Annotated in this window: 18 protein-coding genes and 1 riboswitch; of the genes, 2 read left to right on the top strand and 16 right to left on the bottom strand. The window is 39.3% G+C overall.

Features of this window, described 5'->3' with window-relative positions; translation table 11 throughout:
- Positions 1-207 precede the first annotated feature (207 nt).
- The 3 genes from M3Z76_RS18780 to M3Z76_RS18770 all read right to left on the bottom strand — a co-directional run bounded on the left by M3Z76_RS18780 (position 208) and on the right by M3Z76_RS18770 (position 2,837).
- Positions 208-1,080, bottom strand: a complete 873-nt coding sequence (locus M3Z76_RS18780) for a YitT family protein (protein ID WP_293929680.1) — start codon at positions 1,078-1,080, stop codon at positions 208-210.
- Positions 1,081-1,199: 119 nt separating this feature from the next.
- Positions 1,200-1,934, bottom strand: coding sequence for a polysaccharide deacetylase family protein (locus M3Z76_RS18775; protein WP_483310188.1), 735 nt, complete (start codon positions 1,932-1,934; stop codon positions 1,200-1,202).
- A 69-nt stretch (positions 1,935-2,003) separates the two neighbouring features.
- On the bottom strand, positions 2,004-2,837 hold the full coding sequence (locus M3Z76_RS18770) for an alpha/beta fold hydrolase (protein ID WP_293929681.1): 834 nt from the start codon (positions 2,835-2,837) through the stop codon (positions 2,004-2,006).
- A 106-nt stretch (positions 2,838-2,943) separates the two neighbouring features.
- On the opposite strand from M3Z76_RS18770, the gene M3Z76_RS18765 reads away from it, so the two are divergent.
- Positions 2,944-3,714, top strand: coding sequence for a glucosaminidase domain-containing protein (locus M3Z76_RS18765; protein WP_293929682.1), 771 nt, complete (start codon positions 2,944-2,946; stop codon positions 3,712-3,714).
- 138 nt (positions 3,715-3,852) lie between these two features.
- Here the strand turns inward: M3Z76_RS18765 and M3Z76_RS18760 are convergent, their stop codons facing one another.
- The 11 genes from M3Z76_RS18760 to M3Z76_RS18710 all read right to left on the bottom strand — a co-directional run bounded on the left by M3Z76_RS18760 (position 3,853) and on the right by M3Z76_RS18710 (position 14,491).
- Positions 3,853-4,626, bottom strand: a complete 774-nt coding sequence (locus tag M3Z76_RS18760; protein WP_293929683.1) for an ABC transporter permease — start codon at positions 4,624-4,626, stop codon at positions 3,853-3,855.
- On the bottom strand, positions 4,623-5,498 hold the full coding sequence (locus M3Z76_RS18755; protein WP_293929684.1) for an ABC transporter ATP-binding protein: 876 nt from the start codon (positions 5,496-5,498) through the stop codon (positions 4,623-4,625). The genes M3Z76_RS18760 and M3Z76_RS18755 overlap by 4 nt, the downstream gene beginning before the upstream one ends.
- Positions 5,495-5,695 carry a PLD nuclease N-terminal domain-containing protein gene (locus M3Z76_RS18750; RefSeq protein WP_293929685.1) on the bottom strand — a complete coding sequence of 67 codons (201 nt, stop codon included), beginning with the start codon at positions 5,693-5,695 and terminating at the stop codon, positions 5,495-5,497. The genes M3Z76_RS18755 and M3Z76_RS18750 overlap by 4 nt, the downstream gene beginning before the upstream one ends.
- A complete protein-coding gene (locus tag M3Z76_RS18745; protein WP_293929686.1) occupies positions 5,692-6,813 on the bottom strand; it encodes a helix-turn-helix domain-containing protein in 1,122 nt (373 codons plus the stop codon). The genes M3Z76_RS18750 and M3Z76_RS18745 overlap by 4 nt, the downstream gene beginning before the upstream one ends.
- Before the next feature lie 95 nt (positions 6,814-6,908).
- A complete protein-coding gene (locus tag M3Z76_RS18740; RefSeq protein WP_293929687.1) occupies positions 6,909-8,108 on the bottom strand; it encodes a Bcr/CflA family efflux MFS transporter in 1,200 nt (399 codons plus the stop codon).
- A gap of 56 nt (positions 8,109-8,164) precedes the next feature.
- Positions 8,165-8,521, bottom strand: coding sequence for a YhjD family protein (locus tag M3Z76_RS18735; RefSeq protein WP_293929688.1), 357 nt, complete (start codon positions 8,519-8,521; stop codon positions 8,165-8,167).
- Entirely contained in the window at positions 8,508-8,840 is a 333-nt protein-coding gene (locus tag M3Z76_RS18730; RefSeq protein WP_293929689.1) for a YolD-like family protein, read from the bottom strand. The genes M3Z76_RS18735 and M3Z76_RS18730 overlap by 14 nt, the downstream gene beginning before the upstream one ends.
- Positions 8,841-8,877: 37 nt before the next feature.
- Positions 8,878-10,131 carry a Y-family DNA polymerase gene (locus tag M3Z76_RS18725; protein WP_293929690.1) on the bottom strand — a complete coding sequence of 418 codons (1,254 nt, stop codon included), beginning with the start codon at positions 10,129-10,131 and terminating at the stop codon, positions 8,878-8,880.
- Positions 10,132-10,359: 228 nt separating this feature from the next.
- On the bottom strand, positions 10,360-11,649 hold the full coding sequence (locus M3Z76_RS18720; RefSeq protein WP_293929691.1) for a hypothetical protein: 1,290 nt from the start codon (positions 11,647-11,649) through the stop codon (positions 10,360-10,362).
- 112 nt (positions 11,650-11,761) lie between these two features.
- Complete coding sequence (locus tag M3Z76_RS18715) at positions 11,762-13,291, bottom strand: AbgT family transporter (RefSeq protein ID WP_293929692.1); 1,530 nt, start codon at positions 13,289-13,291, stop codon at positions 11,762-11,764.
- A 21-nt stretch (positions 13,292-13,312) separates the two neighbouring features.
- On the bottom strand, positions 13,313-14,491 hold the full coding sequence (locus M3Z76_RS18710) for a M20 metallopeptidase family protein (RefSeq protein ID WP_293929693.1): 1,179 nt from the start codon (positions 14,489-14,491) through the stop codon (positions 13,313-13,315).
- Positions 14,492-14,662: 171 nt separating this feature from the next.
- Between M3Z76_RS18710 and M3Z76_RS18705 the strand changes: the two genes are divergently transcribed.
- Positions 14,663-14,848 carry a hypothetical protein gene (locus M3Z76_RS18705; protein ID WP_293929694.1) on the top strand — a complete coding sequence of 62 codons (186 nt, stop codon included), beginning with the start codon at positions 14,663-14,665 and terminating at the stop codon, positions 14,846-14,848.
- A 13-nt stretch (positions 14,849-14,861) separates the two neighbouring features.
- Here M3Z76_RS18705 and M3Z76_RS18700 read toward each other — a convergent pair whose 3' ends face one another.
- Together M3Z76_RS18700 and M3Z76_RS18695 are read right to left on the bottom strand one after the other, a co-directional pair.
- Complete coding sequence (locus tag M3Z76_RS18700; RefSeq protein WP_293929695.1) at positions 14,862-15,311, bottom strand: GNAT family N-acetyltransferase; 450 nt, start codon at positions 15,309-15,311, stop codon at positions 14,862-14,864.
- A 55-nt stretch (positions 15,312-15,366) separates the two neighbouring features.
- Positions 15,367-15,951, bottom strand: a complete 585-nt coding sequence (locus tag M3Z76_RS18695) for an ECF transporter S component (protein ID WP_293929696.1) — start codon at positions 15,949-15,951, stop codon at positions 15,367-15,369.
- 252 nt (positions 15,952-16,203) lie between these two features.
- Positions 16,204-16,380, bottom strand: a riboswitch (FMN riboswitch).
- Positions 16,381-16,640 lie beyond the last annotated feature (260 nt).

Here is a 16,640-nt window from a genome sequence, read left to right as displayed (position 1 = left end):
GAAAAAGAGAGTACAGGAACGAATATTCGTTCCTGTACTCTCTCACTTGTGCCTGAGGGACTTTTTCAGTGCCCTCCACAAATTCGGAGGCTTTTCTTAATTGAGCAGTTTCCCTCGCTATTTGATCACTTTTCGTCACTATTCGATCACTTATTCACCTTCACAACGCAAAAACAGCCGAGAATGTGTGCATCCCCGACTGCTCTTTTAGTGAATATTTCTCTTTTTAAAGCTACCACCTCGTACCTCAGCCACATCTGTAATAACAATAAAAGCGCTTGGATCATGCTCTTTTACGATGGTTAATACTTTATTTTCTTCCATCCTTGTAATAATGCAATGGATTAGCTCAACTGGTTCATTTGAAAAACCACCTGTTCCCGCTGTATATGTAACGCCACGCCCTAGTCGGTCCTGTAGCGCTTGTCCAATCTCACGTGTATTTTTGCTAATAATTTGAACAGATTTCGAGCTTTCTAAACCGACCTGAATAACGTCGATAACAATTTTCGCAATATAATATGTAGCAGCAGAATATAGTGCACTTTCTAAACCATAAATAAAGCCTGCACCTGTAAAAATAAAAGCATTAATGAATAAAATAACGTCCCCTACTGAAAATGGAATATTACGCGATATAAGCACTGCCAAAACTTCTGAACCATCTAGCGCACCACCATTACGCAAAACAATACCAATTCCGACACCTAGCATTACCCCACCAGATAACACAACAAGTAAAGGATCCTTTTCACCTAAAATAGGCTCCATGCCATGCATTAACACCGTCGATGCTGATAATGCAACGATACCAATCGTACTAAAAATAGCAAATGTTTTTCCCACCTGCTTATAACCTACGTATATAAACGGTAAATTTAAGACGAACAGTAAAACACCTAACGGAATATTAAAAAGATAATTCCCCATAATGCTGACACCTGTTACGCCACCATCAATTACCGAATTAGGAATTAATACGGCTTCCAGTGCATATCCTGCAAGCGCTGCACCAAGAATAATAAATATGACACGACGCACAAAGTCGCTCTTTGCTTGTTTCTTTGTACTACCTTCCATCCATAAACCAACTCCTTATTTAATGTCCACTTTACTATTATTACGCCATTTTGCTATTGAGAAAAGAAAAAAATCCCTCAGCTTAAAATTCCTTCGCTTTAAGTGAGGGCGATTCCTTGCTATTTTTGTATCGTTGATTGCTGTATCGCAAGCAATTCGGAAATCGTGACAAATGTATAACCTTGCTTCTTTAGCTGAGGCAAAGCCTGCTTTAATGCCTCCACAGTTTGCTGACGATTGCCGCCTCCATCATGAAACAGGATAACATCACCTTCCTTGGCACTATTCACAATTTGCAGGATTTTTCCTACTCCTGGCTCCTTCCAATCTTCCGTGTCCAAATGCCACGACCACATTACGACCTTATATCCTTCCTCTGCAATCGCATCAATCATCGCATCTGTATATTGTCCACCGACTGGACGGAATAGCTTCGGTCGATTACCTGTAATTTGCTCAAGCAGCTCGGAAGTTTGCTCAATTTCCTTTATAAGCTTCGGCACGGTTGTTTTTAACGGATGTGTGTACGTATGATTCGCAATTTCATGACCTTCTTCATCAATTCGCTCAACAAGTGCAGGGTTTTTCTTTGCATTTTCACCAATAATAAAAAAAGTTGCCTTCGCTCCATGCAATGCAAGCAAATCTAAAATTTCAGATGTATACGCTTGATGTGGTCCATCATCGAATGTTAATGCCAACACTTTTTGATCTGTATGAATATCCCAAACAACTTGCCCTGCTTCCTCATAATATTGCCTGCTACGATTCGCAGCTGCCTCCTCCTCTGTTTGAAAAAAAGGGATAACAGCCAATACAAGCACAAGCGTTATGAATGCGTATATTTTTTTCAACACATCACACCCTACATTATATTTTACTGATAGTATTTGTAGGTTGCCGTTAAAAAATGCCGCTATTTTTTAGCAAGTAGAGGCAACAAATTCCTCAAACCTTTCTTCCTCCTCGAAAAAAGGGTAATGATTGCTGTAGTTAAATATTGTTAATTGCGCAGTTGGCAGTAGCTCAGCCATTTCCATTGAAAAACGATATGGACATTGTGCATCATGTAATCCAGCTGAAATAAAGGCAGGAATTTGCACAGATTTTAACTGCTCTCGCACATCAAATTTTTGACAATCTACTTTCCGAAAATAATCGAGGCGTGCTCCGACAGTTTTCCCGCTATTCGGTCGAGCATATGTTTTATGTAAGTTTTCTTTATTGTAAAATGACATTAATGCCCATTCCTGTGATAATCGCTGTCTTTCCTCCACAGGCAAATCAGGCTCATTAAACAAATTCATAATTTCACGAATGCGATTAAAATTTGGGTTTTGATGACAATAAATGCTCCCTGCATCTGCTGCATATTCAATGCTTGCAGCTGACCCTGTCGCGATAATTTTTGTCAAAGAGTCTTGTGCTAATACTGCATATTTAAGCGCTAACATACCACCTGTCGAATGCCCTGCCATCGCCCAACGATGCAGTCCTAATGCTTGACGTATCGCCTCTAAATCTTGTACCGTCGTATCCATTGAAAAATCATCTTGCTCTGTTGCTTGAACAGAATTACCAACACCACGAACATTGATTAAATATACTTTATAATGATTAGTAAATGGATTTGCAAAGGCATTGCCACGTTCATTATATTCACTATACAAATGTGTTACGACTAATGGCTCCCCCTCGCCTTTTTCAAACAGTTCAAATGTTCCTCTTAGCGTATCAACCATTCTTTTTTTCCACATAACAAAATCCCCCTTTTTCTCCATTTTATCACCTAATGATTTTTTTGCATGATAAACTTTCTCGTGCTACAATTTTCAGTAGTGATTTTTTAAGAGAGGGCGCTATATGAAACTAGTAATAAGATTATTATTCGCATTCGGCATTATTGCTATACTGATTATATATATGTTTAGTAAATTTTCTTCTTCTCCATATCAAGAAATTCCTTCTGCTATCCAGCCAATCGAGGAAGATTTAAGTGCCGAGCAATTTATTGGCGCAATTGGTGAAACAGCACGCAAACTTGCTAGTGAAAATGATTTATACGCATCGGTTATGCTTGCACAAGCCATTTTAGAAAGCAATAAAGGGCAAAGTGGGCTTGCCTCTGAGCCGAACTATAATTTATTTGGTATTAAAGGGAAATACAAAAATCAATCCATAACACTTAAAACAAAAGAAGATGATGGCAATGGTAATCTCACAACAATTTTAGATGAATTCCGAAAATATCCTTCCTACGAAGCTTCCATGCAGGACTATGCTAATTTATTGCGCAATGGTGTTTCATGGAATAACGCATTTTACCATGCTGCCTTTAAAAGCAACACGTCCTCCTATCGCGATGTGACAAGCTTTTTAACAGGTACCTATGCCACTGACTCAAAATATGAGCAAAAGCTAAATCAATTGATTGAACAATATGACTTAACACAATATGATTACCCAATCGAAAACAAAACAACAGTCACCGTCACAGCAGACGACTCATTAAACAGCATCGCAGAAATTTACAATGTTAGCGTCACTTCATTAAAACAATGGAACAAGCTACAATCCAGCGCTTTGCAAGAAGGACAAGTGCTAATGATTTATGAAACAACAGTAATTCAATAATAAACGCTGAATTTCGAGGTTTATTCCACGTTTTTCGGAGTTTATTCCACGTTTTTCGGAGTTTATTCCACGTTTTTCGGAGTTTATTCCACGTTTTATCGGGAAAAGCAGGCTGTAGCCTTCTTTCCCGATAATCCTTTACACTTTTGTTAAGCGCCAATTGCGCTTTGTTGCGAAAATGCCGATGCCAATAAAAGCAACTATCACAACACTAGCTATCAATAGGGCAATCCAAAAGTCTTTCATATCCACCGTTCCTGCTACGAAGCTAACACCGTAATTTGCTAGCTTCCAAGGTGTCCATGTCCAAAAGCTTCCAATTGCTGAATCAATTAATAAGCCAAGTGGTAAAAGAACAATCGCAAGTGCTGCTGCGATACCTGTCTGAAAAGCAGCACTCATCGCTATCGTCACTGCCATTACTAAAAGTAACCATACACAATATGTCAGCAGCATTTTCACAAAGTCACCTACCGCGACACCACCAAATAAAATTGCTGTATAATACATGCTTGCTGCATAGCCAAGCATCGCACTAAAAACACTAACAAGTGAAGCAACCAGCCATTTACTCATAAAAACAGCCGTCGCTGAAATTGGTCGTACATACAGCAATGTTGCTGTTCCATTTTGACGCTCACGACTCACCGAGCCAATAAATGCACTAATCAACACAATCAGCCCGATTAGCTGATACTGTCCTGTTGTAGACGCTAAAATATCAGCTGCCGTTAGCTCTGGAAACAGCATTTGAAACCCTTCTGGCATATTGCCAACTGCGGATAAAATATCCTCCATATAATAATTTGTTAACGGCTCTGTGACACCAAAAAAAATAAAGACAAGCGGAATCCATAAAAATTTAAAGCTGCGCCAGCTTTCTAAAAACTCCTTTTTTAACAATACACTCATTGATATGCCACCTTCATGAAAATTTCATCTAAGCTTGCGGTTACACGCTCCACTTTGACAATTTCCTGTTGCTCTGTCACTAATAGTTGCAATAACTGCTGCATCGATTGTTGTATAGGTAGATAAACATACTGTCCTTCTGCCTCTCCTGTATAACGATCAGCAAAGCTCATGGCTGCCTGCTCATCCACAAACTGAATTAAATACTTTGGATTCGCATATTTTTGCTGAATTGATGCTAACGAACCTTGCTCAACTAACTGCCCCTTTTTCATAAATAATACTTGGTCTGTCATTTTCTCCGCATCATGCAAAATATGTGTGGAGTATAAAATCGTTGTTTGTTGCTGCAATTCCTTTAATAAATTCATGACTTCCTGTCGCCCAATTGGATCAAGTGCAGATACTGGTTCATCCAACAGTAACAGCTTTGGGTCATGAATAATTGCCTGGGCAATACCGAGACGTTGCTTCATCCCGCCTGAAAAAGTCGCTGTTTTTTTATGCATTGCATCACCTAGTCCTACATACTCCAGCATTTTCACGCTTTTTTCTCGCACCGCTTTGCCTGGTACACCACTCAACTTTCCAACCATTTCTACATATTCTAAAGCAGATAGCCATGGATAAAATTGCGGATATTGTGGTAAAAATCCGATACTTTGCCTTATATCCTGCACACCTGACATCATGACAGTCCCCTCCGTTTGCTGTAGAAGCCCTACAATCATGGACATTGTCGTTGTCTTGCCCGCGCCGTTCGGTCCAATTAATGCTGTAGCAGTCAGAGGTTCAAGTATAAAACTCACATCATCTACAACCGTTTTCCCTACAAAGCTTTTCGTTAAATGTTCTACCTGTAATAATGTCATGATTGTTTTCTCCCGATAATGAAATAAACAATTGACCCTACTACGCCACCGCATAAAATCAATAGCAACCATAACCATTTCGGTCCGTTTGTTGCATAAATGCGCTTTAAATCAATAAGCGCTGCACACCATAAAATAAGCTGTACGACTAAAACTGGTGCAACTAATGCCCAAGGTACTTGATCAAATCCACTCATCTCATTTCCTCCTCTAGTTGTAAATGTTTCGCTACTTTGTGCAACATTTTTTGTAATTCTTTATCCTGTAAAGCTACCCCAAAAATCGGCTGTTTTGTTATGCTTGCTAACAAATCTCGCTTAATGGACTGTTCATCACGCGGGGCTTGTGCACCGAGATGGATATTTTGTGTAATCCAATCATCCAGCAAATAAAAGTACTGATCGCCACGCAATTCGATTGGAAATTTAAGCTGTAAGCATAAATCACAATATTTTTTCAGCATGGCGAGTGCCTTTTGCTGTTGCTGCTGTTGCATATAGCCTGCTGCTGCTTGTAAATAAAAGACGAGCCCTGCATTCATATTTAATTTTCCAATCGAAAACAATTGCAACATCGCCTCTACTCGATGGATCGTTTCATCAAAATAAGTCGGATTATCTATTTCGTATTGTAATGAATTGGTCGCACTGTTTACGATACCGAGCATATGCTGATACATACTAACCTGTAATACTTCTTTTGCTTTCTCATGTTCACCACGCATCGACAGTGCAACAGATACAAGTATTTCTGTCCCATATTGCATACGTGCCTCTTCCCCTAAAATTTCTAACACTTGCTCAAATTGTCCTTGCTCCAATTTAACATATGCTTGTAACATTTCGGCCTCATAAATAACCTTTACATCACTACAATGCTCCACGATACGCTGACATAGCTCATCCACTCGCTGTAAAACCACGATTGGCTCATCTGCCCGCTTATAATAATTCAAATAAAGCTGTGCCATTTGTAGCAGAAATGGGAAACATGCATAATATTCTGCAAGCAGTTCCTCCATCTCCTGTTGCACTTCCGCAAAGCGATGCTTGTTAAACTTTTCGGCTAATTCGGCATATATTTTTCGCATATGTGCGGTTGTCATTTGTGGTTCATAACCTAGTAAGGCATCAATCGTCACATTAAAATAAGTTGCGAGCTTCGGCAGTAATGTAATGTCTGGGTAGCTCTGTCCTTTCTCCCATTTCGATACGGCTGCCTTCGACACACCTACATACTGTGCCACCTGCTCCTGTGTCACACCTAATTCTTTACGTTTTGTCGCTAGCTTTGTCGCAAATTGAAAATGCTCCATTCTCTCGCCCCCTGCTTCCATTATAAAAAACCCTCGCTCAATTACCTAGCGAGAGTTCGTTTATTTTTGTAGAATAAGTCAACCAATAGTTTACTTCACTCTGCTGTTTTTTTCGTCAACGTAAAGAAAATCAAACAACCAATTGAAGAAGTTGTTAACATAATTGCCCCCATCGGCACAGCAGAGCTTTCATTCAGCCCTACTAACGGCGCCATCATCGAGCCAACCAACAGTGGTAGCATGCCGATTAATGCGCTAGCACTCCCCGCGCGATGCCTTTGTGACCGTAAAGCCAATGTTGATGCACTTGTCAAAATGATACCGATTGATGTCATATAAATGAATAGTGCCAGTACAATCAATACAAGAGGCCCTTGAATAATCGCCATCGACAACAGCAATATGTTCGCACTAACCGCCATTAATACGCCTGTTTTCAATAAATTATGCTCATGGAATTTCTCGCTTAAACGCCCAACTGAAAAACTTCCTGTAATAATCGCAAGCCCATTAATGCCAAATAAAATACTAAATACTTGTGGCGACACACCATAAATCCCCTGATAGACGAATGGCGTACCCGCTACATAAGCAAAGCTACCACCATGAATAACGCCAACAATCAATGCATAACCAATGTAAGAACGGTCACCAGCGAGGCTGATCATTGTCTTTAGAGAATGCTGAATCGATATTGGCTGCCTTCTTTCAAGCGGTAGCGATTCCTTTAATTGCGTTGCAACAATAAAGAAAATCACTAAGCCGAGCACACTTAAAAAATAAAAAATCGTATGCCACGTAGCAAATGGCAATAATAAAACAGCGCCCCCAGTCATTGGCGCAATCATTGGCGCAGTTGCATTAATGACCATCAATAACGCATAAAACTTCGTAAAGTCTTTTCCTGTAAAAGTATCACTCACAACTGCACGCGATAACACAATTCCCCCAGCTGCTGTCATTCCTTGTATAAAGCGCCCAATAATGAGCACCGTGATATTCGGTGCAAATGCGCAAATAAGCGAAGAAATGGAAAATAGCACTAAAGAGATAAGCAATGGTTTCCGTCTGCCGACACCATCGCTGATTGGTCCGATAATAAATTGCCCTAATGCAAGCCCGCATAAAAACGTTGTTAAACTAAGCTGTACTAGCGATGCTTTCACACCTAAATCAGCACTTATTTCGGGAAAGCTTGGTAAATACATATCAACATTGAATGGCCCTAACATAGCGAGTGAACCTAAAATCAATGCGAGGAAAATTCGCCTTTTTCCTGTTGGATTTTTCTCCATAAACTACACCTTTTTTATTTCGATTTTCAAAATGAATAATTTTATTATAAATGTTTCTAAGGAAAAAGGCTTTCATTTTTTAGCTTTTTCAATAGAAGCTCCTCTACCGCCATTTTTAATGCTTGATTAGCATAGCGAATCATAACATCTTCACCCATTGTTGCAAAGCGAATATCACAAAAATAAGCATCCACTTTAATAAATTGCTCTAGGCGAATTCCTTTGTTAGCTAGCAGCTTCTTACATCTGGCGTGCTCTTCACGCAAGCTTTTGACAAGTGGCTCCAGCATATGTGCATAAAGTTTATGCATTTTAAACGAAGGCAGTAAAGAGAAATCCTGCTCTAATGCGCGAATCGCAAACTCAAATAGAAGAAACTCATGGACAAGTGGACGTTCACTATAGTGAATCATTGTATTCATCCATTAGTTGTGCTGCATAAATAGAAGAAATGGCTATGCATTTTGTTGCAGTGGATGTTGCAATGAGTAGCTCATGTTGCGCTTGATGATACGATGTAATGATGCCTATTACTTCATTTTCCTGCCATAAAATAAGTCGAATTGTTGCTTTTGTTTGCATGGCATATTGCACAGTTTGCTGTAAATGCTCCAGCTCCCATTCCGTACGTACGATAGGCTGCACATCCTCCCTTTCTAAATTACGCAGCATTTCCATATGTTCACTCAGCATCATTGCAGACCATTTAATATTGCCTCGATCACGCAACATTTCACCCACTCCTTCACTGTCAATTATGCGTGCGGATTCAAGCTAAATGCCCTCCGACAAGTTGTTCTCGCTGCCGTGCTGTGCCACTCTCTGTAAAGGAAACAGCACGCAATAAAGAGGCTGCTCCGAAGCGCTCTCGAATGGCATCCATCGTATAACCCAGTTTTTGTCGTTGCTCCTTTTGCTCATCAAATAAATCAAGCTGAATCCCCCTATGTGGGCGTATATTCGATAAGCGGACCGAAAGCTGGCGCACAGGCTGTTGTGCAAAATGAATGGTGAACAGCTCCTTGCATGCTTCATACAGTTTCATCGTTTCATTCGTTGGCTCCTCTATCGTTTTCATACGATAAAAATTCTTTTCCATTGCCGCCCGACTATATGAAACACCTAGTGCTACTGTTTGCACAACATATCCAGCCATTCGTGCTCTTCTTGCTACATCCTCACACATTTCAAGTAAAACAATTAAAATTTCCTCTTGTGTATGATAATCTCGCATGAGCATTTGCCCTTTCCCAAAGCTCATCGGCTCCTTTGTATTTGGTGCTTCAAATGTGGATAAATCTATACCCCATGCATGATAATACAGTTGATTGCCAATAACACCAAATTCCCTTTCTAACATCGCTAAATCGGTATGTGCTAAATCACCCACACTAAAAATTCCTTTTTGATTTAAAGCATACTCCATACGTCGTCCAATGCCCCACATTTTCGAAAGAGGTGCAACGGGCCATAGCTTCTGCGGCACATCTTGATAAGTCCATTTGGCAAAGCCTGTTGTCTTCGCCTCAATATCAAGCGCTAGCTTTGCCATTAACATATTCGGCCCTATCCCAATAGCAGAAGGGATACGAAACTGATCATAAATAGCTCGACGAATCGCTTTTGCAGTCTCTTCTGGCTCTCCCCATAAACGCTCTGTTCCCGTTAAGTCAATAAAGCTTTCGTCCACGCTATACACATAAATCGCCTCACGCGGAACAAATTGCAACAATAGCCTCGTAATCGCTACAGACATTTCTAAAAAGAACTGCATTTTTGGTTCAAACAGCTTAATACTTGGATGATTCGGTATGTCATAACGCCTGCTACCAGTTTGAATATGAAAGCGCTCCTTCATTGGAGGAGATGCCGCCAATACAATGCTACCTTTTTGTGTCAAATTGCCAACAATCGCAATCGGCTCCTGCATCACATCAAGCCCTTCTAACATCGCGATACAGCTAGCATAAAAACACTTCATATCAATACAAACAATTGGTCGATTCGGATAATGCTCATACATTTCACTCGCCTCCAAAGGAACGTTTGTTCTTATTTTAAGCACATTCGTTTGATTTTGCAAGTGGTAGATGTAGGGTAAATATCCATACAGTGAGCCGTTATATCTTAATTCTTCAAAATAATTTACGATAGCTACTGCAAGCCTGTCATGATTCAGTGAATAGTTTGAACACGGGAAGAGTTAGAATATTTATCATTTCATTTACATAAATAATCGGAGCTTACTGACCTACTCGTTCCAGCAATATAAACTATTTGGACGCCCCTTCCCTTTTCTTTTTTCATCTCCAATTTTCTCTAATATGTTGATTTCAACTAATGCTTTTACTAAACGCTGAGCAACTCGATGGCTAATTTGCAGCTCCAACATAACATCTTGGGTAGTAAACTGATCCCATTTTTTGCGTCGAATAACAAAGTAAAGTGCCTCTACATGATGCACTGGTAATCGAGCTTGCTCCAGTTGCTCATAAATTTGTGTATGAAATAAAGAAACATGGCTTTTTGTTGATACAGCCACTGCCTCATTCGCTGATAAAAACTCTCCATCTTCATTCATTAACCCTATCATTGGAACAAGCGCTCTCGAGGACTGAGCAGCTTTCCTTGCAAATTGCTCTGCTTGTAATGCAGAATTTCCAAAGCCAATCCCAACGATGATTTGGCGATTTTTTTTAGATTGTAATTTCAGTATATCTTCCTGTAACAGCTTTAAATAATCTAGCATCTCACCCCGAGAGCTAATGATCATATAATGCTGGTCTCGCACTTTAAAAAATGAGCCATTCATTTTTCTACTCATATGTAGTAGCTCTGTTTGAATTTCTAATGTATCCATTTGGATATCAAATGATAAATCTGCTTCATCTATACAATCTTCAATCATAATGTAACAAGATGCAATTTGTGTTTTTTTAAAGTAATCTGTTTCAGCACCTTGTTCAATTGTTCGGATTACTTGCCTTATTGCTAAACTTGTTGGACTTATCCATTCAACAGGAATACCTTCTGCTGTTAATACATTTTTTATTTCTGGATGACAAGTAAGCACCGCATCAACTTCCTTTGCCTCCCAACGCTGGCGATGTATCGGCAAAAGATGTTGATAGCCTTCTAACGGATTAAAATATTCAATATAACAAGCATCCAGCTTCATTTCCATTTGCTCAATAGAGCGCTCTACAACATCCAACCCTTGTATAATATCAATGCTTAAGCGCGAAACAGGTTTATTAACGAGCTGCATTACATTTAGCAAGCCACGATAAACACCTGATTCTAGTAACTCTACATAAAATGCACGCTGTTCCGTAATTACAGATTTACCTAGCATATAGGGAATAATCCCTGAAAAAAGAAAATAATCAAATTGCTCCTTATGCTGTTCCACAATTTTTGTAGTTTGTGTCGCTGTTTCATATATTAACGGATGTAACTTAAGAGGAGAATTCATCTTTTCTCCTGTTGCTAAAATTGTATTGACAGAGCGCTCAGGCCCAATGACACCAACTCGATACATTCAAATTCCTCCTGCTTTCTCATACATAATCACATTCAATAAAAAATCGCTTACTCATCATATATTATACGACAAGTAAGCGATAATTTTGTCCTGCTACTTATAACTTAAATTATTCCCAATAAATTGGTCCACTCGGCCCTACAGGTATACCTAGTAAATACCAAACAATTATCAATAGAATCCAAAAAATACCGAAGAAAATTGTATATGGAAATAACCCTGCAATTAATGTCCCTAGCCCTGCACGTTTATCAAAGCGCTGTGCAAATGCCAAAATTAGCACAAGGTACGGAAACATAGGTGTAATTGGATTCGTAATAGAATCGCCAACTCGATACATCATTTGTGTAAAGGCTGGATGATAGCCTAAATACATAAACATCGGCACGAAAATTGGCGCAAGCATCGCCCATTTTGCCGAGGCACTTCCAATTAACAAATTAACAAACGCTACAAAAATAATAAATGCAATAAATAATGGTACACCTTTAAAGCCTATTCCCTCTAAAAATTCAGCACCTTTAATAGCAATGATTTTTCCAAGATTACTTGAATTAAAGTATGCAAGCATTTGCGCTGACACAAATACTAATACTACATAAGGGCCCATTAAACTCATCGTTTTGCCTAGATGATTGGCAAAATCCTTTGTTGATTGAATGGTTTTTGCGCCAAGTCCATAGAAGAAACCAGGTACTAGAAAAACAATCATAACAATTGGGACAATTGCTGTCATTAATGGGGAACCATTCAAAATAGAGCCTGTCTCTGGATTACGCAACCAGCCACCTGAAGGAATAACCATCGCTAAAAGAACTGCTACTAATACAAGTAAGGAAATATTCGCCCAACGAAGCCCTTTTTTCTCACCCTCAGTAATTTCTTCTAGTGTTTCAACAGGTCCATCATAGACACCAAAGCGTGGGATAGTAAATTTATACGTTACCCATGTTGCTACAATTAATAAAACAAATGTTGAAATAGCAATAAAATAATAGTTCATAGCAGGATTGGCAACAAAATTAGGATCAACTGTACGCGCACCTACTTGGGTAAATCCAGCCGCTAATGTATCTGTCATACCGATTAAAATATTGGCAGAAAAGGCTCCTAATGTTGCTGCATACGCTGCAATCAAGCCGACAAATGGATGGTAGCCGAATGACATTAAAATCGTTGCTGCTAATGGAGGGAGAATAACCTGTGTCGCATCACCAGCAACATTTCCAATAATACCGATAAGGATAATAACAGGAATAATGGCTTTTTTCGGCGCTGTGAGAACAGCTCGTTTCATCATTGTTTTAAAATAACCTGCCTCATCCGCCAAGCCAACACCAAGCATAATGACTAATACAGCACCTAAGGGTGGGAAATCCGTAAAATTTTTCACCATCCCTGTTAGCATTTCAACAATTCCTTCTTTTGTTAGCAAGTTGTGTACTTCAACTATTGAACCATCGACAGGATTTGTTGCCTTTAAATTGAACATTGACGCAATCCATGATACGACAACGATAATTAGTGCAATAATCGCAAATAATACGACAGGGTCTGGCAATTTATTTCCGACAACTTCGATTTTATTCAACATTTTATCAAATAACGAATGCTTTTCTTTCTTCACTTCTTTTGCCATAAGCTTCACCTCTCCTTAGTTTTATTGTGTAACAATTGTTGTAACAGAACTAATAAAATAATGCATCGCCAACTTAAAGGCATCCTCATGAATTTCAAATTGTGGGTGATGATGTGGATAATGTTTTCCTTCTCTTTCCTTCATTGCACCTATGCCAATATAACAGCCTGGTACAACATTCGAAAACGCTGAGAAATCCTCTCCACCCATCATTGGTGGCACGATTTCCACTTCAAGCCCCTCGATTTGGCGTAATTGTTGCTCCACTATCTCAGTTAATGCATCATTATTTACAACAGGATCATAGCCATATTGATATTGCATTTCAATCGTTGCTCCATGTGCTGCAGCAACAGAGCTACTAATTTGTTCAATGCTCTGTTTAATTTGCTCACGCACAGAATTGGATAACGTGCGTATTGTACCACCAATTTTAGCCTCTTGAGGAATAACATTATATGCCTCCCCGCTGTGGAAACGTGTAATAGATACTACACCGCTATCAAGCGGACTGATTTGACGAGAAACAATCATTTGTAAATTTGTTACGATTTGTGCAGCAATCGCTAACGCATCAATTGCTTGATCTGGCATAGAGCCATGACCAGATTGTCCTTTAACTACGACATCAAATATATCTGAGGAAGAAGAAATCGCCCCATAAGATAATGTCGCTTTACCAACAGGTGTTGTTGACCATAAATGCATACCTAAAACAAAGTCGACACCATTTAGTACACCTGCCTCCACCATCTCACGTGCACCACCTGGAGGTACTTCCTCTGCATGTTGGAATATAAAAACATACTCCCCAGACAGCTCCTCACGAATTTGATGAAGAATAGAGGCAACACCGAGTAAAATAGAGGTGTGTCCGTCATGTCCACATGCATGCATAACCCCCTCATTTTGAGAGCGAAACGGCTCATCTACCTCTTCATTAATTGGTAAGGCATCAATATCTGCACGCATAGCAATTGTTTTGCCTTCTCCTTTTAAGCCTTTTAAACGGCCTACAACACTCGTTTTAGTAGGTCTCGAAATTTCAATACCTTCAAAATTCTTCAACACATTTGCAATATAATTAGAGGTTTCGAATTCCATAAAGGATAATTCCGGATGCTGATGTAAATGCCTTCTCCATGCTACTACTTGTTGAAATTGCGCATCAATTAAGTTTTTAATACGTTGCTGTTCCATCAAATCACTCCTTATTTCACGAATTAATTAACGTCCTTGTCGCTAAATATAGCATAGCTTGATTTTGCATTCAATATATTTTTAATTTTCAATTTATTTTTTGTAAAAATAAAGGAGCCATCCAGAAAGTGAACTTTCTGAACAGCTCCGCTTTTTTATGAAGATATTCAATTGCTCTATGAAATAGAGGCGCGCTTAATTGAGGCTGGTGTTTTGAAATTTTTAACACATCGTCAGCATGTTTTTTATATGCACGAGGATTTGCCGTTTCATAATATCCATTTTGATCAGCATGGCAAAATAGATTATCGCAAAATTTCCCCTCCAGTAATCTCGTCTGTAGCGACAAATACTTAAAGCAGATCGATCTTTAGAGCAACAGCTCTAACCGAATCATATCTATACATTGAATACCATTTTCAAAAATCGGCTCATCATAATGCTGAAGAAAGAAGTCCCGATCAACACCGACAATACGGAAGCCACATTTTTGATAAAGGGCTAGCTGGTCAACGCTTGAATTGCCTGTGCCGAGCTGAATCGTTTTAAAATGCATGGCTTTGGCACGTTCAATCGCATGAAGCACAAGCTGTTTGCCAATGCCTTGCCCCTGCCACCTTTCATCTACTGCTACATTCACTAGCTCCACCGTATGTGGTCTTGTTGGTAATAACACATATACACCGACGATTTCTCCATCACGCTCATCTACATAGCAGAACCCCCGCTGCACATACTCCGTTACAATTTCTTCAGAAGGATCTGCTAATAATAGTAAATCCATTGGTAATTGCTCACTTGCTGTTAGCATTCGAATCATTTTTGTTTCTCTCCTTATAAAAAAGCCGAGCTATTTGATTAGCTCGGCTCAATGCTTATTTTAATGATAAATAGGTTGACTGCTGCTTGTCAATCCATGTTTTCATTGTGCGGAATAACAATATCGCAACAGTTAGAATAATGATACCTTTAATAATATTGAACGGTAAAATACCGAGAACGATTGTTTCATACATATCGAATGAGCCCCAGCCTAGGAAATACGTATACATTGGTAGGAATACGAAATAGTTGAGTATGCTCATGCCAATCGACATAACGAATGTGCCTACCGCTAAGCCTACTGCTAAACCAGGAATCGTTTTGAATTTTTTATAAAAATAATACGTTGGTAAAATAAATAGAATGCCTGTTACAAAGTTTGCCATATGTCCTACTGGTACACCCGTTGGCGCGCCTTTAAATAGCCAGTCTAGAATATTTTTAATCAACTCTACAATGATACCAGCGACTGGTCCCATCGTAATTGCCGCAATCAATGCTGGCACATCACTAAAATCAATTTTTAGGAACACTGGGAACCATGGTAATGGAAAATCGAGCATCATTAATAGAAAGGCGATGCTGCTCAACATAGCGATTGTTACGGTTGAACGTAACTTCAAATTTTGCTTGCGCATAAAAAATCTCTCCTCTTTGCTGATTCACTCTTGCAAGAAGAAAGGACAGTCCAGCCATTCACGAAAAAACCCTTATACAATGATTGTATAAGGGAGAAATAGGCACGCTTAAAAGAAGTCGTATTTTGACAATGCTTAAAAAGCATCATGTCAAAGCTACTTTGTCGAAAATTGCGATACTTAAATAAGCCTATGAAGTAAGTAGACTTGTGTATAGCAAAATACGACATTTTCGAAAAATGACGACTGCGCCTTCACCTTCTCCCATCCAGACTATACTGTCGGCTTTGGAATCACACCAAATCCTGCACCGCAAAAGCGGGCTCGCGGGCTCATGAAATGCTGAAGCAATGTCCTCCAAGTAAATGGTCGGAGATTGCGATTTCAATTACCGCCGGTCGGGAATTACACCCTGCCCCGAAGATGAATCAATATAAAATTTGTTACTACACTTTCTATTATAAAAGAAAGTTTTTAAAAGTAAACCTTTTTGCTTGGTTATCTATGCTTTCTTTGTGATTTATCTGCGAAAATCCCTAAGATATCTGCGCTTTTTCATAGCTTATCTGCGAAATTCCTCAACTATCTGCGCTTTTTCCCAATTTATTTGCGAAATAGAGTAGGAGGGAGCGATTAACTCCCGTCCTCTCACACCACCGTACGTACGGATCCGTATACGGCGGTTCAAT

The sequence above is a fragment of the Metasolibacillus sp. genome, assembly GCF_025291715.1.
In the GTDB taxonomy this organism is placed as follows: Bacteria; Bacillota; Bacilli; order Bacillales_A; family Planococcaceae; genus Metasolibacillus; species Metasolibacillus louembei.
The sequence above is the reverse complement of the archived record's forward strand: the minus strand, read 5'-3'. Positions and strand labels throughout refer to the sequence as shown.

Coding starts and splice junctions, on each gene's coding strand:
- M3Z76_RS18780 (WP_293929680.1), bottom strand. CDS start 1,080: ATGGAAGGTAGTACAAAGAAACAAGCAAAGAGCGACTTTGTGCGTCGT.
- M3Z76_RS18770 (WP_293929681.1), bottom strand. CDS start 2,837: ATGTGGAAAAAAAGAATGGTTGATACGCTAAGAGGAACATTTGAACTG.
- M3Z76_RS18765 (WP_293929682.1), top strand. CDS start 2,944: ATGAAACTAGTAATAAGATTATTATTCGCATTCGGCATTATTGCTATA.
- M3Z76_RS18760 (WP_293929683.1), bottom strand. CDS start 4,626: ATGAGTGTATTGTTAAAAAAGGAGTTTTTAGAAAGCTGGCGCAGCTTT.
- M3Z76_RS18755 (WP_293929684.1), bottom strand. CDS start 5,498: ATGACATTATTACAGGTAGAACATTTAACGAAAAGCTTTGTAGGGAAA.
- M3Z76_RS18750 (WP_293929685.1), bottom strand. CDS start 5,695: ATGAGTGGATTTGATCAAGTACCTTGGGCATTAGTTGCACCAGTTTTA.
- M3Z76_RS18745 (WP_293929686.1), bottom strand. CDS start 6,813: ATGGAGCATTTTCAATTTGCGACAAAGCTAGCGACAAAACGTAAAGAA.
- M3Z76_RS18740 (WP_293929687.1), bottom strand. CDS start 8,108: ATGGAGAAAAATCCAACAGGAAAAAGGCGAATTTTCCTCGCATTGATT.
- M3Z76_RS18735 (WP_293929688.1), bottom strand. CDS start 8,521: ATGATTCACTATAGTGAACGTCCACTTGTCCATGAGTTTCTTCTATTT.
- M3Z76_RS18730 (WP_293929689.1), bottom strand. CDS start 8,840: ATGTTGCGTGATCGAGGCAATATTAAATGGTCTGCAATGATGCTGAGT.
- M3Z76_RS18725 (WP_293929690.1), bottom strand. CDS start 10,131: ATGTATGAGCATTATCCGAATCGACCAATTGTTTGTATTGATATGAAG.
- M3Z76_RS18720 (WP_293929691.1), bottom strand. CDS start 11,649: ATGTATCGAGTTGGTGTCATTGGGCCTGAGCGCTCTGTCAATACAATT.
- M3Z76_RS18715 (WP_293929692.1), bottom strand. CDS start 13,291: ATGGCAAAAGAAGTGAAGAAAGAAAAGCATTCGTTATTTGATAAAATG.
- M3Z76_RS18710 (WP_293929693.1), bottom strand. CDS start 14,491: ATGGAACAGCAACGTATTAAAAACTTAATTGATGCGCAATTTCAACAA.
- M3Z76_RS18700 (WP_293929695.1), bottom strand. CDS start 15,311: ATGATTCGAATGCTAACAGCAAGTGAGCAATTACCAATGGATTTACTA.
- M3Z76_RS18695 (WP_293929696.1), bottom strand. CDS start 15,951: ATGCGCAAGCAAAATTTGAAGTTACGTTCAACCGTAACAATCGCTATG.